The organism is Dactylosporangium sp. NPDC049525 (genome assembly GCF_040676755.1).
Classification (GTDB): domain Bacteria; phylum Actinomycetota; class Actinomycetes; order Mycobacteriales; family Micromonosporaceae; genus Dactylosporangium.
Map to the genome: position 1 here is coordinate 35,346 of NZ_JBFAPO010000036.1, position 25,349 is coordinate 60,694.

General features: G+C 67.5%; 27 protein-coding genes and 1 pseudogene. All 28 read left to right on the forward strand.

Annotated elements, in window-relative coordinates; genetic code table 11:
* Window positions 1–142 precede the first annotated feature (142 nt).
* The 28 genes and pseudogenes from secE to rplN all read left to right on the forward strand — a co-directional run bounded on the left by secE (window position 143) and on the right by rplN (window position 25,347).
* Window positions 143–613, forward strand: coding sequence for a preprotein translocase subunit SecE (gene secE, locus AB0K00_RS37415; RefSeq protein WP_363530820.1), 471 nt, complete (start codon window positions 143–145; stop codon window positions 611–613).
* A 53-nt stretch (window positions 614–666) separates the two neighbouring features.
* Window positions 667–1,380: a transcription termination/antitermination protein NusG gene (nusG, locus tag AB0K00_RS37420; protein ID WP_033357759.1), complete on the forward strand. Its 714-nt coding sequence runs from the start codon at window positions 667–669 to the stop codon at window positions 1,378–1,380.
* Window positions 1,381–1,511: 131 nt separating this feature from the next.
* Window positions 1,512–1,943: a 50S ribosomal protein L11 gene (gene rplK, locus AB0K00_RS37425; protein WP_203845065.1), complete on the forward strand. Its 432-nt coding sequence runs from the start codon at window positions 1,512–1,514 to the stop codon at window positions 1,941–1,943.
* Window positions 1,944–2,012: 69 nt separating this feature from the next.
* A complete protein-coding gene (gene rplA, locus AB0K00_RS37430) occupies window positions 2,013–2,738 on the forward strand; it encodes a 50S ribosomal protein L1 (RefSeq protein ID WP_363530824.1) in 726 nt (241 codons plus the stop codon).
* Between the two features lie 59 nt (window positions 2,739–2,797).
* Entirely contained in the window at window positions 2,798–3,514 is a 717-nt protein-coding gene (locus AB0K00_RS37435; RefSeq protein ID WP_363530827.1) for an ATP-binding cassette domain-containing protein, read from the forward strand.
* Window positions 3,511–4,197 carry a hypothetical protein gene (locus AB0K00_RS37440; protein ID WP_363530830.1) on the forward strand — a complete coding sequence of 229 codons (687 nt, stop codon included), beginning with the start codon at window positions 3,511–3,513 and terminating at the stop codon, window positions 4,195–4,197. The genes AB0K00_RS37435 and AB0K00_RS37440 overlap by 4 nt, the downstream gene beginning before the upstream one ends.
* 235 nt (window positions 4,198–4,432) lie before the next feature.
* Window positions 4,433–4,999, forward strand: a complete 567-nt coding sequence (rplJ, locus tag AB0K00_RS37445) for a 50S ribosomal protein L10 (RefSeq protein ID WP_354776670.1) — start codon at window positions 4,433–4,435, stop codon at window positions 4,997–4,999.
* Between the two features lie 39 nt (window positions 5,000–5,038).
* Window positions 5,039–5,419 carry a 50S ribosomal protein L7/L12 gene (gene rplL, locus AB0K00_RS37450; RefSeq protein WP_363530834.1) on the forward strand — a complete coding sequence of 127 codons (381 nt, stop codon included), beginning with the start codon at window positions 5,039–5,041 and terminating at the stop codon, window positions 5,417–5,419.
* A gap of 593 nt (window positions 5,420–6,012) precedes the next feature.
* A complete protein-coding gene (locus AB0K00_RS37455) occupies window positions 6,013–9,438 on the forward strand; it encodes a DNA-directed RNA polymerase subunit beta (RefSeq protein ID WP_363530837.1) in 3,426 nt (1,141 codons plus the stop codon).
* An 80-nt stretch (window positions 9,439–9,518) separates the two neighbouring features.
* On the forward strand, window positions 9,519–13,406 hold the full coding sequence (locus AB0K00_RS37460; RefSeq protein ID WP_363530839.1) for a DNA-directed RNA polymerase subunit beta': 3,888 nt from the start codon (window positions 9,519–9,521) through the stop codon (window positions 13,404–13,406).
* Between the two features lie 106 nt (window positions 13,407–13,512).
* Window positions 13,513–13,848 (forward strand): hypothetical protein, encoded by a 336-nt coding sequence (locus AB0K00_RS37465; protein ID WP_363530842.1) that lies wholly within the window; start codon window positions 13,513–13,515, stop codon window positions 13,846–13,848.
* 1 nt (window position 13,849) lies between these two features.
* A complete protein-coding gene (locus tag AB0K00_RS37470) occupies window positions 13,850–14,287 on the forward strand; it encodes a DUF4190 domain-containing protein (protein WP_363530845.1) in 438 nt (145 codons plus the stop codon).
* A gap of 436 nt (window positions 14,288–14,723) precedes the next feature.
* Window positions 14,724–15,098, forward strand: a complete 375-nt coding sequence (gene rpsL, locus AB0K00_RS37475; RefSeq protein ID WP_033357671.1) for a 30S ribosomal protein S12 — start codon at window positions 14,724–14,726, stop codon at window positions 15,096–15,098.
* 1 nt (window position 15,099) lies between these two features.
* On the forward strand, window positions 15,100–15,570 hold the full coding sequence (rpsG, locus tag AB0K00_RS37480; protein ID WP_363530847.1) for a 30S ribosomal protein S7: 471 nt from the start codon (window positions 15,100–15,102) through the stop codon (window positions 15,568–15,570).
* Between the two features lie 48 nt (window positions 15,571–15,618).
* A complete protein-coding gene (fusA, locus tag AB0K00_RS37485; protein WP_363530850.1) occupies window positions 15,619–17,718 on the forward strand; it encodes an elongation factor G in 2,100 nt (699 codons plus the stop codon).
* Window positions 17,719–17,847: 129 nt separating this feature from the next.
* Window positions 17,848–19,041, forward strand: a complete 1,194-nt coding sequence (gene tuf / locus AB0K00_RS37490; protein WP_203845076.1) for an elongation factor Tu — start codon at window positions 17,848–17,850, stop codon at window positions 19,039–19,041.
* 371 nt (window positions 19,042–19,412) lie between these two features.
* Window positions 19,413–19,721, forward strand: coding sequence for a 30S ribosomal protein S10 (rpsJ, locus tag AB0K00_RS37495; protein WP_018347762.1), 309 nt, complete (start codon window positions 19,413–19,415; stop codon window positions 19,719–19,721).
* Between the two features lie 11 nt (window positions 19,722–19,732).
* Entirely contained in the window at window positions 19,733–20,404 is a 672-nt protein-coding gene (gene rplC, locus AB0K00_RS37500; RefSeq protein WP_363530853.1) for a 50S ribosomal protein L3, read from the forward strand.
* Window positions 20,401–21,060, forward strand: a complete 660-nt coding sequence (gene rplD / locus AB0K00_RS37505; protein ID WP_363530856.1) for a 50S ribosomal protein L4 — start codon at window positions 20,401–20,403, stop codon at window positions 21,058–21,060. Before rplC ends, rplD begins: the two co-directional genes overlap by 4 nt.
* A 2-nt stretch (window positions 21,061–21,062) precedes the next feature.
* Window positions 21,063–21,365 (forward strand): 50S ribosomal protein L23, encoded by a 303-nt coding sequence (gene rplW, locus AB0K00_RS37510; RefSeq protein ID WP_363530859.1) that lies wholly within the window; start codon window positions 21,063–21,065, stop codon window positions 21,363–21,365.
* Window positions 21,366–21,377: 12 nt separating this feature from the next.
* Complete coding sequence (gene rplB / locus AB0K00_RS37515; RefSeq protein WP_327008141.1) at window positions 21,378–22,217, forward strand: 50S ribosomal protein L2; 840 nt, start codon at window positions 21,378–21,380, stop codon at window positions 22,215–22,217.
* Between the two features lie 12 nt (window positions 22,218–22,229).
* The gene (gene rpsS / locus AB0K00_RS37520; RefSeq protein ID WP_203845081.1) at window positions 22,230–22,511 is read left to right on the forward strand and encodes a 30S ribosomal protein S19; all 282 of its coding nucleotides are present in this window, start codon (window positions 22,230–22,232) and stop codon (window positions 22,509–22,511) included.
* A 27-nt stretch (window positions 22,512–22,538) separates the two neighbouring features.
* Window positions 22,539–22,895, forward strand: a pseudogene (rplV, locus tag AB0K00_RS37525) (50S ribosomal protein L22); the annotation flags it as partial.
* A gap of 188 nt (window positions 22,896–23,083) precedes the next feature.
* A complete protein-coding gene (gene rpsC / locus AB0K00_RS37530; RefSeq protein ID WP_363530862.1) occupies window positions 23,084–23,944 on the forward strand; it encodes a 30S ribosomal protein S3 in 861 nt (286 codons plus the stop codon).
* A gap of 3 nt (window positions 23,945–23,947) precedes the next feature.
* Window positions 23,948–24,373: a 50S ribosomal protein L16 gene (rplP, locus tag AB0K00_RS37535; protein WP_203845084.1), complete on the forward strand. Its 426-nt coding sequence runs from the start codon at window positions 23,948–23,950 to the stop codon at window positions 24,371–24,373.
* Window positions 24,373–24,612: a 50S ribosomal protein L29 gene (rpmC, locus tag AB0K00_RS37540; RefSeq protein ID WP_203845085.1), complete on the forward strand. Its 240-nt coding sequence runs from the start codon at window positions 24,373–24,375 to the stop codon at window positions 24,610–24,612. Before rplP ends, rpmC begins: the two co-directional genes overlap by 1 nt.
* Before the next feature lie 2 nt (window positions 24,613–24,614).
* Window positions 24,615–24,896: a 30S ribosomal protein S17 gene (rpsQ, locus tag AB0K00_RS37545; protein WP_203845086.1), complete on the forward strand. Its 282-nt coding sequence runs from the start codon at window positions 24,615–24,617 to the stop codon at window positions 24,894–24,896.
* Window positions 24,897–24,978: 82 nt separating this feature from the next.
* On the forward strand, window positions 24,979–25,347 hold the full coding sequence (rplN, locus tag AB0K00_RS37550; RefSeq protein ID WP_203845087.1) for a 50S ribosomal protein L14: 369 nt from the start codon (window positions 24,979–24,981) through the stop codon (window positions 25,345–25,347).
* Window positions 25,348–25,349 lie beyond the last annotated feature (2 nt).

Here is a 25,349-nt window from a genome sequence, read left to right on the forward strand (position 1 = left end):
TCCGCCGATCGGGTCGCAGCCTCCAGCGGTCACGGGTTGGTCCCGCCGAGTGCCGCCGGCTCTTCGCCGGTGGGCCTGGTTGGGCGGATCCGCGGGCCACTCATCGGACCGAGCACTCGCGAGATCACGGAAGAGGGCGAAAGTGGCCGAACGCAGGCGACGCGGGACCGACCCCGCCGACGATCGCCGTGACGAGGAGCTCACCGCCGAGGACGCGGCCATCGAGGAAGAGTTCGCTGACGAGCTCGATGAGCTCGACGACGACCTCGACGGTGACGTGGACGCCGATGACGACGAGGACGAGGACGACGGCAAGCCGGTCCTGACCAAGTCCAAAGACGCGAAGTCGAAGTCCAAGGACGTCAAGGACGAGGACAAGAAGAAGACCAAGGTCAAAGAGGGCAGCTCGAACAACATCTTCGCCCGGCTCATCAACTTCATCCGCGAGGTTGTCGCCGAGCTGCGTAAGGTGATCTGGCCGACCCGCAAGGAACTGACCACTTACACGGTCGTCGTCGTGGTTTTCGTGATCGTGATGCTTACGATTGTGGGTGGCCTCGACTACCTGTTTGCCAAGGGCGTCCTCTGGGCCTTCGGCAACAAAACGGAGTAGTCCGCAGCGGACCGGCCGCAGACGCGAAGACTTGACAGACGGAAGTGAGCAGCGTGCAGGAATTCGACGAGACCGCCGGGACCGACGACGAGCAGCACGAGGAAACGTCGACGGTGATGACGGCCGCCACGCCGAGCACGGCCCCCGAGCCGGCTGCGGCGGCGACCGACGCCGAGGACCCCGTCGCCGAGCTGCGTGCCGCACTGCGCTTCGCACCCGGTGACTGGTATGTGGTGCACTCCTACGCCGGTTACGAGAACAAGGTCAAGACGAATCTCGAGACCCGTATCACGAGCCTCGACATGGAAGAGTTCATCTACCAGGTCGAGGTCCCGACTCGTGAAGAGGTCGAGATCAAGAACGGCAAACGCACCCAGGTGCAGAACAAGGTCTTCCCCGGCTACATCCTGGTTCGGATGGAGCTGACGGCGGAGTCCTACTCGTGTGTGCGCAACACGCCGGGTGTGACCGGCTTCGTCGGCGCGACCGACCGGGCGGACCGCCCGGCGCCGTTGTCGCTCGACGAGGTCCTCAAGTGGCTCGCCCCGGTGGTGCAGCAGGAGGGCAAGAAGGCCGGCAAGCCCGAGGTCAAGGTGCTCGACTTCGAGGTCGGCGACTCCGTCACCGTCACCGACGGTGCCTTCGCCTCGCTCCAGGCCACGATCAGCGAGATCAACGCCGACCAGCAGAAGCTCAAGGTGCTGGTCTCGATCTTCGGTCGGGAGACCCCGGTGGAGCTCAACTTCAACCAGGTCACGAAGATCTAAATCACCTGCGGTACGCTTGAGCGTCCGGCCAAGTGCCGGGCGCTCAGTCGTGCGCAGCGGCAATAGCCGGGCCGGGCATCGACATGCCCGGTCAGCACGAATCATTCCAGCCCAGGAAGACGAAAGCAGCCATGCCTCCGAAGAAGAAGCTCGTCAAGACCTTCACGCTTCAGTTGCCGGGCGGCCAGGCCACTCCGGCGCCGCCGGTCGGCCCCGCGCTCGGTCAGCACGGTGTGAACATCATGGAGTTCGTCAAGGCGTACAACGCCCAGACGGAATCCCAGCGCGGCGACATCATCCCCGCGCAGATCAGCGTCTACGAGGACCGGACGTTCACGTTCATCCTCAAGACCCCGCCCGCCGCCCGGCTGCTGCTCAAGGCCGCCGGCGTGCCGAAGGGTTCCGGCGTCCCGCAGAAGGACAAGGTGGGCTCGATCACCAAGGCCCAGCTGCGTGAGGTCGCCGAGAAGAAGATGTCGGACCTCAATGCCAACGACATCGAGCAGGCCGAGAAGATCATCGCCGGCACCGCCCGTTCCATGGGCATCGTCGTCAAGGACTGACCAACACCCGATCACGTGGGAGGGCGTTCAATCGAAGCGCCCGCACGATCACCACAGGAGTAAAGCGACATGTCGCAGCACGGCAAGAACTACCGCAAGGTCTCGGACCTTGTCGACCGCAACGCGCTGTACAGCCCCATCGCCGCGGTGAAGCTGGCCAAGCAGACCACCACCGTCAAGTTCGACCCCACCGTCGAGGTGGCCATGCGGCTGGGTGTCGACCCCCGCAAGGCCGACCAGATGGTCCGTGGCACGGTCAACCTGCCGCACGGCACCGGTAAGACCGCCCGCGTCATCGTCTTCGCGCAGGGCGCGAAGGCCGCCGAGGCCGAGGCCGCCGGCGCCGACGCGGTGGGCACGGACGAGCTCGTCGCCCGGATCCAGGAAGGCTGGCTGGACTTCGACGCGGCGATCGCGACGCCCGACCAGATGGCCAAGATCGGCCGGATCGCGCGGATCCTGGGCCCGCGCGGCCTGATGCCGAACCCGAAGACGGGCACGGTCACGATGGACGTCACCAAGGCGGTCAACGAGATCAAGGGTGGCAAGATCACCTACCGCGTTGACAAGCACTCCAACCTGCACCTGATCATCGGCAAGGCGAGCTTCACCGAGCAGCAGCTGGTGGAGAACTACGCGGCGGTCCTCGACGAGGTCAACCGGGCCAAGCCGAGCGCGTCCAAGGGCAAGTACCTGCGCAAGGTCTTCATCACCACCACCATGGGTCCCGGCATCCCGGTCGACCCGAGCCGCACGCGCAACCTCCTCGAGGACGACGCCAACGCGGAGCAGTAACCAAGCAGCACGACGACGGCGGGCATCCGATGGTGCCCGCCGTCGTCTATGTTCGGGGCGTGCACCTGCAGGACGTCTGGTTCCGATACGCCCGCAAGGCCGCGTGGACCCTCCAACACGTCGACCTGGCGCTCGGACCGGGTGAGACCGCGGTCGTGCTCGGCCCCAACGGCTCCGGCAAGTCGACCCTGCTCCAGCTCGCCGCCGGGGTGCTGCGGCCGGCACGGGGCGCCGTGGCGGACCGGCCGCCGGTCGTGGGCTGGGTTCCGGAGCGCTTCCCGGCCGACCAGCCGTTCACCGCCCGCGCCTACCTCACCCACATCGCCGCCGTCCGCGGGGTGCACGGCGAGGCCATCGACGAGTGGGCCGGGCGGCTCGATTTCACCGGCTTCCTCGATGTACGCCTGAGCCGCCTCTCCAAGGGCTCCGCCCAGAAGGTCGGCCTCGTCCAGGCGCTGCTGGACCCGCCGGGGCTGCTGGTGCTGGACGAGCCGTGGGAGGGCCTGGACGCCAAGACCCGCGAGCAGGTGCCGGCCATCGTCGCCGACGTCGTGGGCCGCGGCGGCTCCGTCCTCATCAGCGACCACCTCGGCGAGGTGTCCCGGCTGCCCCACGCCCGCCGCTGGCACGTCCGCGACGGCCGGGTGACCGAGGGGGAGCGCCCCGTGGCGAGACGCATCATCGAGCTCGCGGTGGCGCCGGCGCACGCGGACCGCGCCGTGGCGAAGCTGCGGGCCGACGGGTTCGACGTCCTCGGTGTCCGGGAGGAGCGATGACGGCCCTGATCAGGATGCGGCTCGCGGGTTTCCTGCAGACCGGCCGGGCCGCCGCCCCGCTCCTGGCCGCGCTCGTCGTGCTGTCCATCCTGTACGGCGGTGGCCAGGCGCAGGCCGGCGAGGCCTACGGGGTGTCCGCCGCCATCCTGTTCGCGGTCCTGGCCTGGCAGACGAAGATCCTGCTCGACGTGGAGCCGGACGTGCAGCGGCGCCTCGGCCGGGTGGCGGTCGGCGCGGCCCGCGAGACCGCCGCCGGGATCGTCGCGGCGCTGGTCGCCGGCCTGCCCGTCATCGTGGTCGCGTTGATCCTGCCGTGGCTGGTCGGCGGCGTGACCACGCCCGGCGCGGGCGACCCGCCCCTCACCGAGGGCGTCGTGCTCGGCGTCTGGGCGCACCTGCTGCTGCTCCTGCCCGCGGTCGCCCTCGGCGCGCTGTCCAGCCGCGCGGTGTCGACGCAGGCGGCCCGGGGGCTGGCGATCCTCGTCGGCGGCGTGGTGATGGCGATCGTGCTGGGCCTGAAGAGCTCGCCGGCGCCGTGGCTGGCCCCGCCGCTGATGACCGCGGCCCGCGACACGGTCGGCGGCACGCACCTCGCGCCGGTCCTCGTCACCACCGGATGGGGCGTCGCGTGGGCGGGGGTCGCGCTCGCCGCCTACGTCCACCTGCGCCGCGGCCGACCGTGATTTGGTGACACACCGTCTGTCAAGTACAGTTCCGATCGAAACCCGAAGACCGCTGGTCATGTCCGCGTGAGCGGATGTCGAAGGCCCTGTGTCAACGCAGGCGACCCGCGCAGGGCCGGACAAGCGCTGCCGACATATGTCGCTCCGCCCCGTGCGCCCCTGCGCCGGGGCGTTTTTCGTTGCTGCAAGCGGGCCCCAGAGCGTGGCCAGCACCGTAGCAAGAGAGAGGAGGGACATGGCGGACAAGCCGGTTCGAGACGACAAGGCCACCGCGGTCGCGGAGCTCACCGAGAACTTCCGGGGCTCGACGGCCACCGTGCTGACCGAGTACCGCGGCCTGACCGTGGCGCAGCTCAAGACCCTGCGTCGCAACCTGGGCCGCGAGACCACGTACGCCGTCGCGAAGAACACGCTCGCGAAGCGTGCCGCGACGGACGCGGGCATCAGCGGGCTCGACGATTTGTTCTCCGGTCCTACCGCGCTCGCTTTCGTCTCCGGCGACCCTGTCGAGGCGGCGAAGAGCCTCCGCGAGTTCGCGAAGGCGCACCCGCTGCTCGTCATCAAGGGCGGCGTTTTCGAGGGCAAGGCCATCAGCGCGGACGAGGTCCGCCGCCTGGCCGACCTGGAGTCCCGTGAGGTGCTGCTGGCCAAGCTGGCCGGCGCGATGAAGGGCACCATGTCCAAGGCCGCTGCGCTGTTCCAGGCGCCGCTGTCGAAGGCTGCCCGCACCGTCCAGGCCCTGGCCGACAAGCGCGAACAGGAATCCGGCAGCGCCCAGGAATCCGGCAGCGCGGCCGAATAGGCCCGTGCTCCACATCACTTTTTCGAAAGGAACGCCAACATGGCGAAGCTGAGCACCACCGAACTCCTGGACGCGTTCAAGGAGATGACCCTGATCGAGCTCTCCGAGTTCGTGAAGGAGTTCGAGACCACGTTCGACGTCACCGCCGCCGTTGCGGTCGCCCAGGGCCCGGCCGGCCCGGCCGCCCCGGTCGAGGCCGTTGAGGAGCAGTCGGAGTTCGACGTCGTCCTCGAGGCTGACGGTGGCAAGAAGATCCAGGTCATCAAGGTCGTGCGCGAGCTCACCGGCCTGGGCCTGAAGGAGGCGAAGGACCTCGTCGAGGCCGCGCCGAAGGCCGTCATCGAGAAGGCCAACAAGGAGACCGCGGACAAGGCCAAGGCCAAGCTCGAGGCCGAGGGCGCGAAGGTCTCCCTCAAGTAACTCGACTGCCGACAGGGCGGTCGCCGGGAAACCGGTGGCCGCCCTTTCTGGTCCCCCGGCCCCTGGCGGGCCGCGGCTCCGTGGGGCGGCCGCGGGACCCACGCCCCCATGATCGCCGTGCCTTCTTTTGTGTAAGGACCCAAGATCTAGGGGTGGGCACCACAACACCTTGTGATCGGAGTGCGAGATTTCCGTCACGGTGGCCCGACGCGCGTGGGAACCCTTGACGCGATGACCGGCGGGCAGGCACGCTAATCAGGCACTGCCTTTCCGCGGACGCGGCGGCCCGAGGCCCGACAGATGTGCCCCGGCCCTTCTTGGGTCGGCTCAGCGCACATCGACCGGTGAGCCCCAGGCCACGACCGACGCGAGCGGCTCGGCCGGTGGAACAACGATCTTCAAAAAAGATCGTTGAAACATCGTGCACGGGGCCGCTCGACAGCGGTTAGCCTTTCGGCTACACTGCTAGTTTGCGCTGTCTTCTGACTTCACCTCTGGCGTGGAGTGCCTCTTCGTGGGCACTTTGCGTCGGGGGTCGTCAGGCTGCACGCGAAACGGCCTGTCTGCACCACCGGTCCTCGGAAGGACGCATCTTGGCAGCTTCCCGCCCTGCGAAGACCAGTTCGAGCGCATACGCTCCCCGCCGGGTCTCCTTCGGCAGGATCACCGAACACCTTGAGGTTCCCAACCTCCTTGCCATCCAAACCGATTCGTTCGACTGGTTGGTTGGCAACGAGAAGTGGCAGAGCCGCTCGGCCGGTGATCAGCACGCCCGTTCCGGGCTGGCGGAGATCCTTGATGAGATCAGTCCCATTGAGGACTTCTCCGGCACGATGTCCCTGTCGTTCTCCGCGCCTCGCTTCGACGAGGTCAAGGCTCCCATGGAGGAGTGCAAGGAGAAGGACCTCACCTACTGCGCGCCGCTGTTCGTGACGGCGGAGTTCACCAACCACACCACTGGCGAGATCAAGAGCCAGACGGTGTTCATGGGTGACTTCCCGATGATGACGCCGAAGGGCACCTTCATCATCAACGGCACCGAGCGCGTCGTGGTGAGTCAGCTCGTCCGGTCTCCGGGCGTGTATTTCGACAAGCAGCCGGACAAGACCTCCGACCGCGACCTCACCAGCGTGAAGGTCATCCCGAGCCGGGGTGCCTGGCTGGAGTTCGACATCGACAAGCGCGACACCGTCGGTGTCCGCATCGACCGCAAGCGCCGGCAGGCGGTCTCCGTCCTGCTCAAGGCCATCGGCTGGTCCGCCGAGCGCATCCGTGAGAAGTTCGGCTGGTCCGAGCTCATGATGACGACGCTCGAGAAGGACCACATCGCCGGCCAGGACGAGGCGCTGTTGGACATCTACCGCAAGCTCCGCCCTGGCGAGCCGCCGACGCGTGAGAATGCGCAGACCCTGCTCGACAACCTCTTCTTCAACCCGAAGCGATACGACGTCGCCAAGGTCGGTCGATACAAGTTCAACAAGAAGCTCGAGTTGGACCTCCCGATCAACCAGGGTGTGCTGACCGAAGAGGACGTCGTCGCCACGGTCGAGTATCTCTGCCGCCTGCACACGGGCGAAGAGGGCTACGAGGCCGACGACATCGACCACTTCGGCAACCGGCGCCTGCGCACGGTCGGCGAGCTCATCCAGAACCAGGTCCGCGTGGGCCTGTCCCGGATGGAGCGCGTCGTCCGCGAGCGGATGACCACCCAGGACGTCGAGGCGATCACGCCGCAGACCCTGATCAACATCCGTCCCGTCGTGGCGGCGATCAAGGAGTTCTTCGGCACGTCGCAGCTGTCCCAGTTCATGGACCAGACCAACCCGCTGGCGGGTCTGACCCACCGGCGCCGGCTGAGCGCGCTCGGCCCGGGTGGTCTGTCGCGCGAGCGGGCCGGCTTCGAGGTCCGCGACGTGCACCCGTCGCACTACGGCCGCATGTGCCCGATCGAGACCCCTGAGGGTCCCAACATCGGTCTCATCGGCGCGCTGTCGACGTTCGCGCGGGTCAACCCGTTCGGCTTCGTCGAGACGCCCTACCGCAAGGTCGTCGACGGCAAGGTGACCGACCAGATCGACTACCTGACCGCCGACGAAGAGGACCGCTACGTCAAGGCGCAGGCCAACGCTCCGCTCAAGAGCGACGGCAACTTCGCCGAGGACCGCATCCTCGTCCGACGCAAGGGCGGCGAGGTCGACAACGTCCCCGCCGACCAGGTCGACTACATGGACGTCTCGCCGCGGCAGATGACCTCGGTCGCCACCGCGATGATTCCGTTCCTCGAGCACGACGACGCCAACCGTGCACTCATGGGCGCCAACATGCAGCGCCAGGCGGTGCCGCTGGTCAAGGCCGAGGCTCCGCTCGTCGGCACCGGCATGGAATACCGTGCCGCCGTCGACGCCGGTGACGTGGTCGTGGCCGAGGTCGCCGGTGTGGTCGAGGACATGTGCGCCGACTACATCACGATCCACCAGGACGACGGCCACCGCCGCACGTATCTGCTGCACAAGTTCCGCCGCTCGAACTCCGGCTCCTGCGTCAACCAGAAGCCAGTGATCTTCGAGGGCGACCGGGTGGAGCAGGGCCAGGTCATCGCCGACGGTCCGTGCACCGACGAGGGCGAGATGGCGCTCGGGCGAAACCTGCTCGTGGCCTTCATGCCCTGGGAGGGTCACAACTACGAAGACGCCATCATCCTGTCCCAGAAGCTGGTGCAGAACGACGTCCTCACCTCGATCCACATCGAGGAGCACGAGGTCGACGCGCGCGACACCAAGCTGGGGCCGGAGGAGATCACCCGCGACATTCCGAACGTCAGCGAGGAAATGCTCGCCGACCTCGACGAGCGCGGGATCATCCGGATCGGCGCCGAGGTCGTGACCGGTGACATCCTGGTCGGCAAGGTCACCCCCAAGGGTGAGACCGAGCTGACCCCGGAGGAGCGTCTGCTCCGCGCGATCTTCGGTGAGAAGGCCCGCGAGGTGCGCGACACCAGCCTCAAGGTGCCGCACGGCGAGACCGGCACGGTCATCGGTGTGCGCACGTTCAGCCGGGAGGACGGCGACGAGCTGTCCCCGGGCGTCAACGAGCTGGTGCGCGTCTACGTTGCCCAGAAGCGGAAGATCCAGGACGGCGACAAGCTGGCCGGCCGCCACGGCAACAAGGGCGTCATCTCGAAGATCCTCCCGGTCGAGGACATGCCGTTCCTCGAGGACGGCACCCCGGTCGACATCGTGCTCAACCCGCTCGGCGTGCCGAGCCGGATGAACATCGGCCAGGTCCTGGAGACCCACCTCGGGTGGGTGGCCAAGACCGGCTGGAAGATCGACGGTGACGACACCGAGTGGAAGCGGGCGCTGAAGGCCATCAACGCGGGGGAGTCCGAGCCGGACACCAACGTGGCGACCCCGGTCTTCGACGGCGCCAAAGAGGAAGAGATCGCCGGGCTGATGAGCAGCACGCTGCCCAACCGGGACGGCACGCAGCTCATCGGGTCCAGCGGCAAGGCGCGGCTGTTCGACGGCCGCTCCGGTGAGCCGCTGCCGGACCCGATCGCGGTCGGCTACATCTACATCCTCAAGCTCAACCACCTGGTCGACGACAAGATCCACGCTCGGTCCACCGGTCCGTACTCCATGATCACGCAGCAGCCGCTGGGTGGTAAGGCGCAGTTCGGTGGTCAGCGCTTCGGTGAGATGGAGTGCTGGGCGATGCAGGCCTACGGCGCGGCATACGCGCTGCAGGAGCTGCTGACGATCAAGTCCGACGACGTCCTCGGACGCGTCAAGGTCTACGAGGCGATCGTCAAGGGCGAGAACATCCCGGAGCCGGGCATCCCGGAGTCCTTCAAGGTGCTCCTCAAGGAGCTGCAGTCGCTGTGCCTGAACGTCGAGGTGCTGTCCAGCGACGGTGTGGCCCTGGAGATGCGCGAGACGGACGACGAGGTGTTCCGCGCCGCCGAGGAACTCGGCATCGACCTCTCCCGGCGTGAGCCGAGCAGCGTCGAGGAAGTTTGATTCGTGGCGGGCGCCCGACAGGGCGCCCGCCCACGACCTAGCAATTACCCGAGCAACTGAATCGTGAGGACATAGACGAAGTGCTCGACGTCAACTACTTCGACGAACTGCGCATCGGTCTGGCCACTGCCGACGACATCCGCCAGTGGTCGCACGGCGAGGTCAAGAAGCCCGAGACGATCAACTACCGCACCCTGAAGCCGGAAAAGGACGGGCTCTTCTGCGAGAAGATCTTCGGTCCGACCCGGGACTGGGAGTGCTACTGCGGCAAGTACAAGCGGGTCCGGTTCAAGGGCATCATCTGTGAGCGCTGCGGCGTCGAGGTGACCCGGGCCAAGGTCCGCCGTGAGCGCATGGGCCACATCGAGCTCGCTGCCCCGGTCACGCACATCTGGTACTTCAAGGGTGTGCCCAGCCGGCTCGGCTACCTGCTCGACCTTGCGCCCAAGGACCTTGAGAAGATCATCTACTTCGCGTCGTACGTGATCACCAGCGTCGACAAGGAGGCCCGCCACCGCGACCTCGCCACCCTCGAGAACGAGGTCTCGGCGGAGAAGCGTCAGGCGGAGAACGCCCGCGACTCGGAGATCGAGAAGCGCGCCGCGAAGCTGGAGCAGGACCTCGCCGAGCTTGAGGCCGAGGGTGCGAAGGCCGACGTGCGCCGCAAGGTCAAGGAGTCCGGCGAGCGCGAGATGCGCCAGATGCGGGACCGCGCGCAGCGTGAGATCGACCGTCTCGACGAGGTCATGGACACGTTCCGCAAGCTGGACCGCAAGAACCTCATCACCGACGAGCTGCTCTACCGCGAGCTGCGCGACCGGTTCGGTGAGTACTTCACCGGCGCCATGGGTGCCGAGGCGATCAAGGCACTGCTGGAGAACCTGGACCTCGACGACGAGGCCGAGTCGCTGCGCGAGACCATCCGCAGCGGCAAGGGCCAGCGCAAGATCCGGGCGCTCAAGCGGCTCAAGGTCGTCGCGGCGTTCCTCAACACCGCCAACTCGCCGCTGGGCATGGTCCTGGACTGCGTCCCGGTCATCCCGCCGGACCTGCGTCCGATGGTGCAGCTCGACGGTGGCCGGTTCGCCACCAGCGACCTCAACGACCTGTACCGGCGCGTGATCAACCGCAACAACCGGCTCAAGCGCCTGATCGACCTGGGTGCCCCCGAGATCATCGTCAACAACGAGAAGCGGATGCTGCAGGAGGCCGTCGACGCGCTGTTCGACAACGGCCGCCGCGGTCGTCCGGTCACCGGCCCGGGCAACCGGCCGCTGAAGTCGCTGTCCGACATGCTCAAGGGCAAGCAGGGCCGCTTCCGGCAGAACCTGCTCGGCAAGCGCGTCGACTACTCCGGCCGTTCGGTCATCGTCGTCGGCCCGCAGCTCAAGCTGCACCAGTGCGGCCTGCCGAAGCAGATGGCGCTCGAGCTGTTCAAGCCGTTCGTGATGAAGCGCCTGGTGGACCTTAACCACGCGCAGAACATCAAGTCGGCCAAGCGCATGGTCGAGCGTCAGCGGCCGGTCGTGTGGGACGTGCTGGAGGAGGTCATCGCGGAGCACCCGGTGCTGCTCAACCGCGCGCCGACCCTGCACCGCCTGGGCATCCAGGCCTTCGAGCCGCAGCTGGTCGAGGGCAAGGCCATCCAGATCCACCCGCTCGTCTGCACCGCCTTCAACGCCGACTTCGACGGCGACCAGATGGCCGTGCACGTGCCGCTGTCCGCTGAGGCGCAGGCCGAGGCCCGCATCCTCATGCTGTCCAGCAACAACATCCTCAAGCCGGCCGACGGCAAGCCGGTCACCATGCCCACCCAGGACATGGTCATCGGCCTGTACCACCTGACGCACATCCAGAAGAACCTGCTCGGCGAGGGGCGCACCTTCAGCTCCGACGCCGAGGCCCGGATGGCGTTCGACAACGGCGAGCTGCACCTGCAGGCCCTGGTGAAGATCCGGCTCAAGGAGATCATCGGCGTCGACAACGGTGCTGCCGGCCCGCAGTGGGAGGCCCCGGAGGGCTGGCAGCCGGGCGGCACCGTCACGGTCGAGACCACCCTGGGCCGGGTCCTGTTCAACGAGACCCTCCCGGTGGGCTACCGCTTCGTCAACTACGAGATCCGCAAGGGTCAGCTGTCGGCGATCGTCAACGACCTGGCCGAGCGCTTCCCGAAGGTCTCCCTCGCGGCGACCCTGGACGCGCTCAAGCTGGCCGGCTTCCACTGGGCCACCTGGTCCGGCGTCACCATCGGCATGGAAGACGTCATCCAGCCGCCTCGCAAGCGCGAGATCCTCGAGCGCTACGAGAAGGAGGCCGAGCGGATCGACAAGCAGTACCAGCGCGGTCTCATGACGGCCGAGGAGCGCCGCGGCGAGCTCATCGAGATCTGGACCAAGGCGACCGGCGAGGTTGCCAAGGAGATGGAAAGCGCGCTGCCGCAGGAGAACCCGCTGTGGAAAATGATCAACTCGGGTGCCCGCGGTAACCTGCTCCAGCTCCGCCAGATCGCCGCGATCCGTGGCCTGGTGGCCAACCCGAAGGGCGAGATCATCCCGCGGCCGATCAAGGCCAGCTATCGGGAGGGTCTGTCCGTGCTGGAGTACTTCATCTCCACGCACGGCGCGCGTAAGGGTCTGGCCGACACCGCGCTGCGGACCGCCGACTCGGGTTACCTGACCCGTCGTCTGGTGGACGTGTCGCAGGACGTCATCATCCGCGAGGAGGACTGCGGCACCGACCGCGCCATCCCGATGACGGTCGGCGAGCTGCACGACGGTGCCATGCGCATCCACCAGCACGCGGAGACGGGCGTGCACGCCCGCACCCTCGCCGACGACGTCCGTGACAAGGACGGCAAGATCGTCGCCGAGCGCGGCACGGACATCAACTCGATCACGGTCGACCAGCTGGTCGCCGCCGGGACCGAGATCGTCCGGGTCCGCAGCGTGCTCACCTGCGAGTCGAAGCTGGGCGTCTGTGGCGCCTGCTACGGCCGGTCGCTGCCCACGGGCAAGACCGTCGACGTCGGCGAGGCGGTCGGCATCATCGCCGCCCAGTCGATCGGTGAGCCGGGCACGCAGCTGACGATGCGTACCTTCCACACCGGTGGCGTCGCGGGTGAGGACATCACCCAGGGTCTGCCCCGTGTGCAGGAGATCTTCGAGGCCCGCGTGCCGAAGGGTAAGGCGCCCATCGCCGACACCCCCGGCCGCGTGCGCATCGAGGACGGCGAGCGGATGCGGAAGATCATCATCGTGCCGGACGACGGCAGCGAGGAGATCGTCCACGACAAGCTCAGCCGGCGCGTCAAGCTGCGCTACCAGGACGGCGAGCACGTCGAGGTCGGCGAGAAGCTCACCGAGGGCACCATCGACCCGCACGAGCTGCTGCGCATCATGGGTCCCCGGGCGGTTCAGGTCCACCTGACCTCCGAGGTCCAGGAGGTGTACCGCTCGCAGGGCGTGCTCATCCACGACAAGCACATCGAGATCATCATCCGGCAGATGCTCAAGCGGGTCACGGTCATCGACTCCGGCTCGACCGAGTTCCTGCCGGGCGTGCTGGTCGACCGTGCGCTGTTCGAGGCGGAGAACCGCCGTGTCGTCGCCGAGGGCGGCGAGCCGGCGGCCGGCCGTCCCGTGCTGATGGGCATCACCAAGGCGTCGCTGGCGACGGAGTCGTGGCTGTCCGCGGCCTCGTTCCAGGAGACGACCCGGGTGCTGACCGACGCGGCGATCCACGCGCGCAGCGACTCGCTGATCGGTCTCAAGGAGAACGTCATCATCGGCAAGCTCATCCCGGCGGGTACTGGCATCAGCAAGTACCGCAGCATCCGGGTCGAGCCGACCGAGGAGGCGAAGGCGAAGGTCTACTCGATGACCGGCTACCCGGAGGCCGACTACGGCTTCGGCCCGGCCAGCGGGCAGGCGGTCCCCCTGGACGACTTCGACCTGGGCTCCTTCCGCTAACCGTTAGAAGCTGGAAGGCACCACCGCGTAGAGGGCGGGGACCCGACGGGTTCCCGCCCTCTGGCGTGCCCGGCCGGCGGAGGCCCGCACCGGATATGGTCGTGGGGTGACGTCCTCGACCCGCCACCCGCTCGACCCCGACCCGGTCCGCGCCAGCAAGGCATCGGCGGTGTTCGGGCTCGGCCTGCTGTCGGTGGTGACCGGGCCCTTCCTCGGCGGCGCGATCCCGGCGACCCTGGCGCTGCTGATGGCCCGGGAGTCACACCGGGAGCTGGTGGCCGCGGAGGGCTTCCTGCTGGGCGCCAGGAGGCTCCGCAACGGTGTGCGGCTGGCCTGGACGGGCATCGTGCTGTCCATCGCCACGCTCGTCGTCCTGGCGATCCTGGGCCTGCTGGCGTATGCCCGTGGCCGCGGCACCGACTTCGACCCGTTGGTGAACTGACGTGAGCTACCCGTATCAGCACCAGCCGGTGCCCCAGCACGCCCCGCCGCCGCCGGGCATGCGGATCGACCTCGTCCAGGGGACCCCGTTCGGGGTCGCCTATCCGCTGGTCCAGCCGACCCCCAGCGGCCCGGCGATCGGCAGCCTCGTCGCCGGCATCGTCTCCATCTTCGTCGGCCTGACGGTGAGCTGCCTCGGGGCGGCCGGCGCCGCGGAGGGCTGGGGGCCCGTCGCCGGCGGCGCCTTCACGGTCCTGTCGGTGTTCCTCGGCCTGGGTGCGATCGGCCTCGGCGTCTTCGCCATGCGGCAGGTCCGCAGGGCCGGGCGGCTGGTCAGCGGGCGGGGGATGGCGATCACCGGCCTGGTGCTCGGCTCGGTCGGCGCCGCCATCGGCGTCCTGTCCCTCCTGGCCGCGTTCCTCATCGCCGCAGCCGCCTAGCCCGCGACTGGCGGCCCGCCGCGGCCCGCGTTCCGCGGCCAACGGTCCGGCTCCCGCAACGCCACCGCCACGGCGGAACACGGCCAACTGACCTGCGAGAACACCGATGATGCGACCCCGACGATGTTCCGATCAGACACCAGGTACTCTTGGTGTGAAGAGTGTTCCGTCATGGGGCCAAGCCGGCGATTTTGACCAGCGTCCTCACGGTGGGTACTCTTTCCCCTCGTGCCCGGCTTTGCCGGGCAACTCGTGCGTGCGTCCACAACGGCCCGCCTCCGCGGGTTGAGGGTGGATGCAAACCGCGAAACCCGGTTGGCACTTCTTGGACCGGGTTCGCGCGGCGGGCGACACGCCCGACCGCGGGTGCCGGTCACGCCGTGGAGACAGCGAAGAAGAAGACGTGCGGCCGCGAGGCCGAAGGGAGACAGGCCCAGTGCCTACGATCCAGCAGCTGGTCCGCAAGGGCCGCCAGGCGAAGCTGAGCAAGACCAAGACGCCGGCGCTCAAGGGCAGCCCGCAGCGGCGTGGCGTCTGCACGCGTGTGTACACCACCACGCCGAAGAAGCCGAACTCGGCGCTGCGCAAGGTGGCCCGTGTGCGACTGAGCAACGGTATCGAGGTGACGGCCTACATCCCCGGTGTCGGTCACAACCTTCAGGAGCACTCGATCGTGCTGGTCCGTGGTGGCCGTGTGAAGGACCTCCCCGGCGTCCGGTACAAGATCATTCGTGGTTCGCTGGACACTCAGGGTGTCCGCAACCGCAAGCAGGCTCGCAGCCGGTACGGCGCGAAGAAGGAGAAGAGCTGACATGCCGCGTAAAGGCCCCGCGCCGCGCCGGCCCCTGGTGGCGGACCCGGTCTACAACTCCCTGCTCGTCACCCAGCTGATCAACAAGATCCTGGTTGAGGGCAAGCGCCAGCTCGCCGAGCGCGTTGTCTACAACGCCCTCGAAGGCTGCCGGGAGAAGTCAGGAACCGACCCCGTCGTCACGCTGAAGCGCGCGATGGACAACGTCAAGCCGACCCTCGAGGTCCGCAGCCGCCGCGTCGGTGGCGCGACCTACCAGGTGCCGGTCGAGGTCCGCCCTCCCCGGGCGACGACGTTGGGCCTGCGCTGGCTGGTCACCTACTCGCGCGCCCGTCGTGAGAAGACCATGGTCGAGCGGCTCATGAACGAGCTGCTGGACGCCAGCAACGGGCTCGGTGCTTCGGTGAAGCGCCGCGAGGACACCCACAAGATGGCGGAGTCCAACAAGGCCTTCGCGCACTACCGCTGGTAAGCGACGCTTCACCCAGCAATCCGACGAGAGACGAAGTAGGGATTCGAAGTGGCTGCCTCAGACGCTGCCCTTGCCAAGGTCCGGAACATCGGCATCATGGCGCACATCGACGCCGGTAAGACGACGACGACTGAGCGCATCCTGTTCTACACCGGCATCACGTACAAGATCGGTGAGGTCCACGAGGGCGCTGCCGTCATGGACTGGATGGAGCAGGAGCAGGAGCGGGGCATCACCATCACCTCCGCCGCCACGAAGTGCGAGTGGAAGGGCCACGTCATCCAGATCATCGACACGCCCGGCCACGTCGACTTCACGGTCGAGGTCGAGCGGTCGCTGCGGGTTCTGGACGGCGCGGTGGCGGTCTACGACGGCGTGGCCGGCGTGGAGCCGCAGACCGAGAACGTCTGGCGGCAGGCCGACAAGTACAACGTCCCGCGTATGTGCTTCGTCAACAAGCTGGACCGCACCGGCGCCGACTTCTTCCGCTGCGTGCAGATGATGATCGACCGGCTCAACGCGACCCCGCTGGTCCTGCAGATCCCGATCGGCCTCGAGGGCGACCACATCGGTGTCGTCGACCTTCTGGAGATGCGCGCGCTCACCTGGCGCGGCGAGACCCAGAAGGGCGACGACTACACGATCGAGGAGATCCCCGCGGATCTCGCCGACCAGGCCGCCGAGTGGCGCGACAAGCTGCTCGAGACGCTGTCGGAGACCGACGACGACATCATGGTCCGCTACCTCGACGGCGACACGTTCGACGTCAAGGAGCTCAAGGCCGCGATCCGCCGGGCGACCATCGCCGGCAAGCTCAACCCGGTCGTCTGCGGCTCGGCGTTCAAGAACAAGGGCGTTCAGCCCATGCTCGACGCCGTCGTGGAGTTCCTCCCGTCGCCGCTGGACATCCCCGCCGTCGAGGGCATCGCCATCGACGGGGAGACCCCGCTGCTGCGCAGGCCGGACAACGCCGAGCCGTTCTCGTCCCTGGCCTTCAAAATCCAGACGGACAAGCACCTCGGCAAGCTCACGTATGTGCGCATCTACTCCGGCACGCTCGAGTCCGGCGCTCAGGTGGTCAACTCCACCAAGGAGCGCAAGGAGCGGATCGGCAAGATCTACCAGATGCACGCCAACAAGCGTGAAGAGCGGCCCAGTGCCCAGGCGGGTGACATCATCGCCGTGCAGGGTCTCAAGCAGACCACGACCGGTGACACCCTCTGCGACCCGGCCAACCAGGTCATCCTGGAGTCGATGACGTTCCCGGAGCCGGTCATCCAGGTCGCCATCGAGCCGAAGAGCAAGGCTGACCAGGAGAAGCTGGGCACCGCCATCCAGCGCCTGGCCGAGGAGGACCCGACCTTCCGCGTCAAGAACGACGAGGAGACCGGCCAGACCATCATCGCCGGCATGGGCGAGTTGCACCTCGACATCCTGGTCGACCGGATGCGGCGCGAGTTCAGCGTCGAGGCCAACATCGGCAAGCCGCAGGTGGCCTACCGCGAGACCATCAAGGGCACCGTCGACAAGATCGACTACGTGCACAAGAAGCAGACCGGTGGCTCGGGTCAGTACGCGAAGGTCATCGTCAAGCTTGAGCCTCTCGAGATGACGGCGGACGGGCCGACCTACGAATTCGTCAACGCGGTCTCGGGCGGTCGCATCCCGAAGGAGTTCATCCCTTCGGTCGACGCCGGCGCCCAGGACGCGATGCAATACGGCGTGCTCGCGGGCTACCCGGTGGTGGGCGTCAAGCTGACGCTGCTCGACGGGCAGTACCACGAGGTTGACTCGTCGGAAATGGCGTTCAAGATCGCTGGTTCGATGGTGATGAAGGAGGCGGCCCGCAGGGCTACTCCCACCCTCCTCGAGCCGTTGATGGCCGTCGAGGTCACCACCCCGGAAGAGAACATGGGTGACGTCATCGGCGACCTCAACTCCCGGCGGGGCACCATCCAGGCGATGGAGGAGCGCGGCGGTGCCCGTGTCGTCCGCGCCACGGTGCCGTTGTCGGAGATGTTCGGCTACGTCGGCGACCTGCGGTCGAAGACCCAGGGCCGGGCGAGCTACTCGATGCAGTTCGACTCCTACGCCGAGGTTCCCGCGAACGTCGCCAAGGAGATCATCGCGAAGGCGACCGGGGAGTAATTCCCGGTCCGCGGCCGCGAGGCTGCATCAGCGGGCCTGAGGCTTCAGCCGCCAGACCCAAGTCGACAGGGTGCGTTGATGCTTCAGGCGTCAACGCACCGCGAACCAGAAGTCCACAGGAGGACACCAGTGGCGAAGGCGAAGTTCGAGCGGACTAAGCCGCACGTCAACATCGGCACCATCGGTCACATCGACCACGGGAAGACGACGCTGACGGCGGCCATTACCAAGGTGCTCCACGACCGCATGCCGGACGTGAACCCCTACACCCCGTTCGACGAGATCGACAAGGCGCCGGAGGAGAAGGCCCGCGGCATCACGATCTCGATCGCACACGTCGAGTACCAGACGGAAGCCCGGCACTACGCGCACGTTGACTGCCCGGGTCACGCCGACTACATCAAGAACATGATCACCGGTGCCGCGCAGATGGACGGCGCGATCCTGGTGGTTGCGGCGACCGACGGCCCCATGCCGCAGACCCGCGAGCACGTGCTGCTGGCCCGCCAGGTCGGCGTCCCCTACATCGTGGTGGCGCTGAACAAGAGCGACATGGTCGACGACGAGGAGCTCCTGGAGCTCGTCGAGCTCGAGGTTCGTGAGCTGCTGTCGAGCCAGGAGTTCCCGGGCGACGACGCTCCGGTCGTGCGTGTCTCGGCCCTGAAGGCCCTCGAGGGCGACCCGAAGTGGTCGGACTCCCTCATGGAGCTCATGGGTGCCGTGGACAGCGCGATCCCGCAGCCCGAGCGCGAGACCGAGAAGCCGTTCCTCATGCCCGTCGAGGACGTCTTCACGATCACCGGTCGTGGCACGGTCGTGACCGGTCGTGTCGAGCGTGGCATCCTCAAGCCGAACGAGGAGGTCGAGATCGTTGGCATCCGTGCCAAGTCGATGAAGACCACCTGCACGGCGATCGAGATGTTCCGCAAGATCCTCGACGAGGCGCGTGCCGGTGAGAACGTCGGCCTGCTCCTGCGTGGTATCAAGCGCGAGGACGTCGAGCGCGGCATGGTCGTGGTGAAGCCGGGTAGCAACACCCCGCACACCGAGTTCGAGGCGACCGTCTACATCCTCTCCAAGGAGGAGGGTGGCCGGCACACCCCGTTCTTCCAGAACTACCGCCCGCAGTTCTACTTCCGCACCACGGACGTCACGGGCGTCGTCACGCTGCCGGAAGGCACCGAGATGATCATGCCCGGCGACAACACGGCGATGACTGTGTCGCTCATCCAGCCCATCGCGATGGAGGAAAACCTCCGCTTCGCGATCCGCGAGGGTGGCCGCACCGTCGGCGCCGGCCGTGTGACGAAGATCCTCAAGTAACGACCTGAAGCACCCCGATTTCACTTTGTCGCACCTCGTGCGGCATAATGGTTGGGTTGCGTCGCGGGGCGGTCGAGACTGCTCAAGGCAAAAGCTGTCACGCCATTTCGGCAGCTCTTGGAAGTCTCGACCGCTTCCGCGCGGCGTCAGTCTTACCACTGGCGCTCACCTCCGTGAATTGGGCGTGGCACGCCCTGGGGTAGGTCTCCTCAGCCACCAGCGGTCCTGAGAAGGACGTCGGTGGCGGAGCCTGGCCCTTGGCCGCGACACGCCCGACCGCGGGGGTCGGACAGACCAAATAGGCGGCACCGGACCCTTCGGGGTTCCGCGAGGTCGAAAGACCTCGCATGAGAGAGGGAACTGAAGCCACCATGGCGGGACAGAAGATCCGCATCCGGCTCAAGGCCTACGACCACGAGGTCGTCGACTCCTCGGCGCGGAAGATCGTCGAGACGGTCACGCGCACCGGGGCTCAGGTCGCTGGGCCGGTGCCGCTGCCCACTGAGATCAACCGCTACTGCGTGATCCGCTCGCCGCACAAGTACAAGGACTCGCGCGAGCACTTCGAGATGCGCACGCACAAGCGTCTGATCGACATCATCGACCCGACCCCGAAGACGGTTGACTCGCTCATGCGGCTCGACCTGCCGGCTGGTGTCGACATCGAGATCAAGCTGTAGGGACCGGACTTATGGACAGGCAAGTCAAGGGCATCCTGGGTGAGAAGCTCGGCATGACCCAGATCTGGGACAACGGCAAGGTCGTCCCGGTGACTGTGGTGCAGGCCGGCCCGTGCGTCGTGACCCAGGTGCGCACGGCTGACAACGACGGCTACTCCGCGGTTCAGCTCGCGTGGGGCCAGATCGACCCGCGCAAGGTGAACAAGCCCCGGTCGGGCCACTTCGCCAAGGCGGACGTCGCCCCCCGTCGCCACATCGTGGAGCTGCGGACCACCGACGCCGGCGAGTACTCGCTCGGCCAGGAGATCACCGCTGAGACCTTCACCGCCGGCCAGCGCATCGACGTGACCGGCCGCACCAAGGGCAAGGGCTACGCCGGCGTCATGAAGCGGCACGGCTTCCACGGCCTGCGGGCCAGCCACGGTGTCGAGCGCAAGCACCGCTCGCCCGGCTCGATCGGCGCCTGCGCGACCCCCGGTCGCGTCTTCAAGGGCGTCAAGATGGCCGGCCGCATGGGTGGCGTGCGCTTCACCGTGCAGAACCTCACCGTCCAGTCGGTCGAGCTGGAGCAGGGCCTGATCCTGATCCGGGGCGCGGTGCCGGGCCCGAAGGGCAGCCTCGTGCTGGTTCGCAGCGCGGCCAAGACCGACCTGAAGTCGCAGAAGGGTGGGATCACCAAGTGACCACCGTTGACATCAAGACGGTCGACGGCGCCACGAACGGCACCGTCGAGCTGCCGGACGACATCTTCGACGCCCAGGCCAGCATTCCGCTGCTGCACCAGGTCGTCGTCGCGCAGCTGGCCGCGGCCCGTCAGGGCACGCACAAGGTCAAGACGCGGGGCGAGGTGTCCGGCGGCGGTAGGAAGCCCTACAAGCAGAAGGGCACCGGCCGCGCCCGTCAGGGCTCGATCCGCGCGCCGCAGTTCACCGGCGGTGGCGTCACGCACGGCCCCGTGCCGCGTGACTACACCCAGCGGGTGAACAAGAAGATGAAGGCCGCCGCCCTGCGCGGCGCCCTCTCCGACCGGGCCCGCGAGGGTCGCATCCACGTCGTGGAGAGCTTCATCGACGGCGACGCCCCGAAGACCAAGGACGCCCTGAGGGTGCTGCGCGGGATCACCGACGCGCGCCGGGTGCTCGTGGTCCTCCCGCGCGACGACGAGGCCAACTGGCTGAGCCTGCGCAACGAGCAGTCGGTGCACCTCCTGGTCGCCGACCAGCTCAACACGCACGACGTGCTCGTTGCCGACCAGGTCATCTTCACGGCCGCGGCGCTCAACGAGTTCCTCGGCGTGCCGGCCGAGACCAGCACCGACGAGACCGCCGAGGAGGCCTGATCATGGCGACGATCGCCGATCCACGCGACGTGATCATCCAGCCGGTGGTCTCCGAGAAGAGCTACAGCGAGCTCAACCGCAACTGGTACACGTTCCTGGTGCACCCGGACGCGAACAAGACCGAGATCAAGATCGCTATCCAGCAGATCTTCGACGTCCGCGTCCTGTCGGTCAACACCATCAACCGCGAAGGCAAGCGCAAGCGGACCCGCACGGGTTGGGGCAAGCGCAAGGACACGAAGCGGGCGATGGTCAAGCTCGCCGACGGTGACCGGATCGAAGCCTTCGGCGGACCGGTCAGCTGAGGGGTATAGACGATGGCTATCCGTAAATACAAGCCGACGACCCCGGGTCGTCGTGGTTCGAGCGTTGCCGACTTCGCGGAGATCACCCGATCGACGCCGGAGAAGTCGCTGCTCGTCCCACTGCCCAACAAGGGCGGACGCAACGTCCACGGCCGCGTCACCGCGCGCCACCAGGGCGGCGGCCACAAGCGCCAGTACCGGTTGATCGACTTCCGTCGCGCGGACAAGGACGGCATCCCCGCCAAGGTCGCGCACATCGAATACGACCCCAACCGGACCGCGCGGATCGCACTGCTGCACTACGCCGACGGCGAGAAGCGCTACATCATCGCGCCGAAGGACCTCAAGCAGGGCGACCGTGTCGAGGCCGGCGTCGGCGCCGACATCAAGCCGGGCAACAACCTGCCGCTGCGCAACATCCCGGTCGGCACCACCGTGCACGCGGTGGAGCTGCGCCCGGGCGGTGGCGCGAAGCTGGCCCGTTCGGCCGGCGTCGGCGTCCAGCTGCTGGGCCGCGAGGGCCAGTACGCGACGCTGCGCATGCCGTCCGGCGAGATCCGGCGCGTCGAGGTCCTCTGCCGGGCCACCATCGGCGAGATCGGCAATGCCGACCAGTCGAACATCAACTGGGGCAAGGCCGGCCGCATGCGCTGGAAGGGCAAGCGCCCGACCGTCCGTGGTGTCGCGATGAACCCCATCGACCACCCGCACGGTGGTGGTGAGGGTAAGACCTCGGGTGGTCGTCACCCGGTCAACCCGAAGGGCAAGCCGGAGGGCCGTACGCGGCGCAAGGGCCAGCCGAGCGACCGACTCATCGTCCGTAGGCGTTACGCCACCCGGAAGCGCGGCTAAGGAGCCTGAGCAATGCCTCGCAGCCTCAAGAAAGGCCCGTTCGTCGACGACCACCTCATCAAGAAGGTGGAAGTCCAGAACGCCAAGAACTCCAAGAACGTCATCAAGACCTGGTCGCGCCGGTCGACGATCATCCCCGACATGCTGGGGCACACGATCGCCGTCCACGACGGGCGTAAGCACGTGCCCGTGTTCGTGACCGAGGCGATGGTCGGGCACAAGCTCGGCGAGTTCGCGCTGACCCGCACCTTCAAGGGTCACGAGAAGGACGACCGGAAGAGCCGCCGCCGCTAAGGCAGCCAACTAAAGGGGATTTACCCGATGTCTACAAAAGCAGCGGCGGCGCTGCCCGGTGCCCGGGCGATCGCGCGCCATGTGCGCGTGTCGCCCATGAAGGCGCGCCGTGTGGTGAACCTCGTTCGCGGCCTGCCCGCGCGTGAGGCACTCACGGTGCTGCAGTTCGCCCCGCAGTCGGCGAGCGAGCCGGTCTACAAGGTGCTCGCCAGCGCCATCGCCAACGCAGAGAACAACGAGCGGCTCGACCCGGACTCGCTCCTGGTCGCCGAGGCATATGTCGACGAGGGCCCGACGCTCAAGCGGTTCCGGCCGCGGGCGCAGGGTCGCGCGTACCGGATCCGTAAGCGCACGAGCCACATCACCATCGTGGTCGAGAGCGTCCCGGTGTCCCAGGCCCGCGCGGCCAAGGCCGGCGTGGCGAAGGCGACCAAGGCCGCCAAGGCCGTGACGCCGGAGATCGACGAGACCGACGAGGTCGAGTCGCGCCCGGCGAAGAAGGCCGCGCCGGCGAAGAAGGCAACGGCCAAGAAGGCGACGCCGAAGGCTGACGCCGAGGAAGGGACCGAGTAATGGGTCAGAAGGTTCACCCGCACGGGTTCCGGCTCGGCATCAGCACCGACTGGAAGTCCCGCTGGTACGCCGACAAGCTCTACAAGGACTACATCGCCGAGGACGTCAAGATCCGTCGGATGATGGCCAAGGGCCTTGAGCGCGCCGGCATCGCCAAGGTCGACATCGAGCGCACCCGTGACCGGGTCCGTGTGGACATCCACACGGCCCGCCCGGGCATCGTCATCGGCCGTAAGGGCGCTGAGGCCGACCGCATCCGCGCCGAGCTGGAGAAGCTCACTGGCAAGCAGGTGCAGCTCAACATCCTCGAGGTGAAGAGCCCCGAGTCGGACGCGCAGCTCGTCGCGCAGGGCGTGGCCGAGCAGCTGTCCAGCCGGGTCAGCTTCCGCCGTGCCATGCGCAAGGCGATGCAGTCGGCGATGAAGAACACGCTCGTCAAGGGCATCCGGGTGCAGGTCTCCGGCCGCCTCGGCGGCGCCGAGATGAGCCGCACGGAGTTCTACCGTGAGGGTCGCGTGCCGCTGCACTCGCTGCGGGCCAACATCGAGTACGGCTTCTTCGAGGCCCGTACGACGTTCGGTCGCATCGGTGTGAAGGTCTGGATCTACAAGGGCGACGCCGTTCCGGGTCGCGAGGCGCCGGCCGAGGCCGCCGCACCGCGTGGTGGCCGTCGCGAGCGCACCGACCGGCCCGAGCGGCCGCGTCGCGGGCGTTCCGGCTCCTCCGGCACGACCGCCGGTGGCACCGAGGCCGGCCGGGCCGCAGCAGCGGCGCACGCCGCCGAGGCGACCCCCGAGCCCGCCGCTGTCCCCGCGGAGCAGGCCCCGGCCGCACCGGCAGAGACGCCTCAGGAGGGCTGACGAATGCTGATCCCTCGTAAGCCCCCGAAGGGCTTCCGCAAGCCGCACCACCCGGACCGGCACGGCCCGGCCAAGGGCGGCACCCGCGTGGTCTTCGGCGAGTTCGGTATCCAGGCTCTTGAGCCTGCGTACATCACGAACCGCCAGATCGAGGCCGCACGTATCGCCATGACCCGCCACATCAAGCGTGGCGGCAAGGTCTGGATCACGATCTTCCCGGACCGCTCCATCACGAAGAAGCCCGCCGAGACCCGCATGGGTTCCGGCAAGGGTTCCCCCGAGTGGTGGGTGGCCAACATCAAGCCGGGCCGGATCCTGTTCGAGATGTCGTTCCCGAACGAGCAGATCGCCCGTGAGGCAATGCGCCGCGCGATCCACAAGCTTCCGCTGAAGTGCCGGATCGTCACGCGTGAAGGGGCTGATGTCTGATGGCCGCCGGAATCAAGGCGACCGACCTGCGCGAGCTGTCCGACGAGAGCCTGGTCGAGAAGCTTCGGGAAGCGAAGGCGGAGCTGTTCAACCTCCGCGTCCAGTCGGCCACCGGCCAGCTGGACAACCACGGGCGGTTGCAGGTCATCCGCAAGGACATCGCCCGGATCTACACGATCATGCGCGAGCGCGAGCTGGGTCTCTCAGCGGCGCCCGACGCTGTGGCTGAGGTGGCATGAGCATGAGCGAGCAGACGACCGAGAGCACCGAGGTGCGCGGCCGCCGCAAGGTCCGCGAGGGCCTGGTGGTCAGCGACAAGATGAACAAGACCGTCGTCGTGGCGGTCGAGGACCAGGTCAAGCACCCGCTGTACGGCAAGGTCATGCGCCGCACCAACAAGCTCAAGGCGCACGACGAGCAGAACGCCTGCGGTGTCGGCGACCGGGTGCTGCTCATGGAGACCCGGCCGCTGTCCGCCACCAAGCGTTGGCGGGTCGTGGAGATCCTCGAAAAGGCCAAGTAAGGCCGTCGTTCCGCCAAGCTCGGCGCCGGACTTCTTGGAAGAGCGTCTGGCGCCGAGAACTGGCAGACATTAGGAGACAAGCGTGATTCAGCAGGAGTCGCGGCTGCGCGTCGCCGACAACACGGGTGCCCGGGAGATCCTGTGCATCCGTGTGCTCGGTGGCTCGGGTCGCCGCTATGCAGGCATCGGCGACATCATCGTGGCCACCGTGAAGGACGCCATCCCGGGCGCTGGGGTGAAGAAGGGCGATGTGGTCAAGGCCGTCATCGTCCGGACCACCAAGGAACGGCGCCGGCCGGACGGGTCCTACATCCGGTTCGACGAGAACGCCGCCGTGATCATCAAGGATGGCGGTGACCCCCGTGGAACCCGCATCTTCGGCCCGGTCGGGCGTGAGCTCCGGGACAAGCGTTTCATGAAGATCATCTCGCTCGCGCCGGAGGTGTTGTAACC

What these genes read in the sequence shown, in the direction of transcription:
- rpsS (WP_203845081.1), top strand. Translation starts at nt 22,230, where the DNA reads ATGCCTCGCAGCCTCAAGAAAGGCCCGTTCGTCGACGACCACCTCATC.
- rplA (WP_363530824.1), top strand. Translation starts at nt 2,013, where the DNA reads ATGTCGCAGCACGGCAAGAACTACCGCAAGGTCTCGGACCTTGTCGAC.
- rplL (WP_363530834.1), top strand. Translation starts at nt 5,039, where the DNA reads ATGGCGAAGCTGAGCACCACCGAACTCCTGGACGCGTTCAAGGAGATG.
- rplJ (WP_354776670.1), top strand. Translation starts at nt 4,433, where the DNA reads ATGGCGGACAAGCCGGTTCGAGACGACAAGGCCACCGCGGTCGCGGAG.
- rpsQ (WP_203845086.1), top strand. Translation starts at nt 24,615, where the DNA reads ATGAGCGAGCAGACGACCGAGAGCACCGAGGTGCGCGGCCGCCGCAAG.
- AB0K00_RS37440 (WP_363530830.1), top strand. Translation starts at nt 3,511, where the DNA reads ATGACGGCCCTGATCAGGATGCGGCTCGCGGGTTTCCTGCAGACCGGC.
- rplC (WP_363530853.1), top strand. Translation starts at nt 19,733, where the DNA reads ATGGACAGGCAAGTCAAGGGCATCCTGGGTGAGAAGCTCGGCATGACC.
- rpsJ (WP_018347762.1), top strand. Translation starts at nt 19,413, where the DNA reads ATGGCGGGACAGAAGATCCGCATCCGGCTCAAGGCCTACGACCACGAG.
- rpmC (WP_203845085.1), top strand. Translation starts at nt 24,373, where the DNA reads ATGGCCGCCGGAATCAAGGCGACCGACCTGCGCGAGCTGTCCGACGAG.
- rplW (WP_363530859.1), top strand. Translation starts at nt 21,063, where the DNA reads ATGGCGACGATCGCCGATCCACGCGACGTGATCATCCAGCCGGTGGTC.
- rplB (WP_327008141.1), top strand. Translation starts at nt 21,378, where the DNA reads ATGGCTATCCGTAAATACAAGCCGACGACCCCGGGTCGTCGTGGTTCG.
- rpsC (WP_363530862.1), top strand. Translation starts at nt 23,084, where the DNA reads ATGGGTCAGAAGGTTCACCCGCACGGGTTCCGGCTCGGCATCAGCACC.
- rpsG (WP_363530847.1), top strand. Translation starts at nt 15,100, where the DNA reads ATGCCGCGTAAAGGCCCCGCGCCGCGCCGGCCCCTGGTGGCGGACCCG.
- rplP (WP_203845084.1), top strand. Translation starts at nt 23,948, where the DNA reads ATGCTGATCCCTCGTAAGCCCCCGAAGGGCTTCCGCAAGCCGCACCAC.
- rplK (WP_203845065.1), top strand. Translation starts at nt 1,512, where the DNA reads ATGCCTCCGAAGAAGAAGCTCGTCAAGACCTTCACGCTTCAGTTGCCG.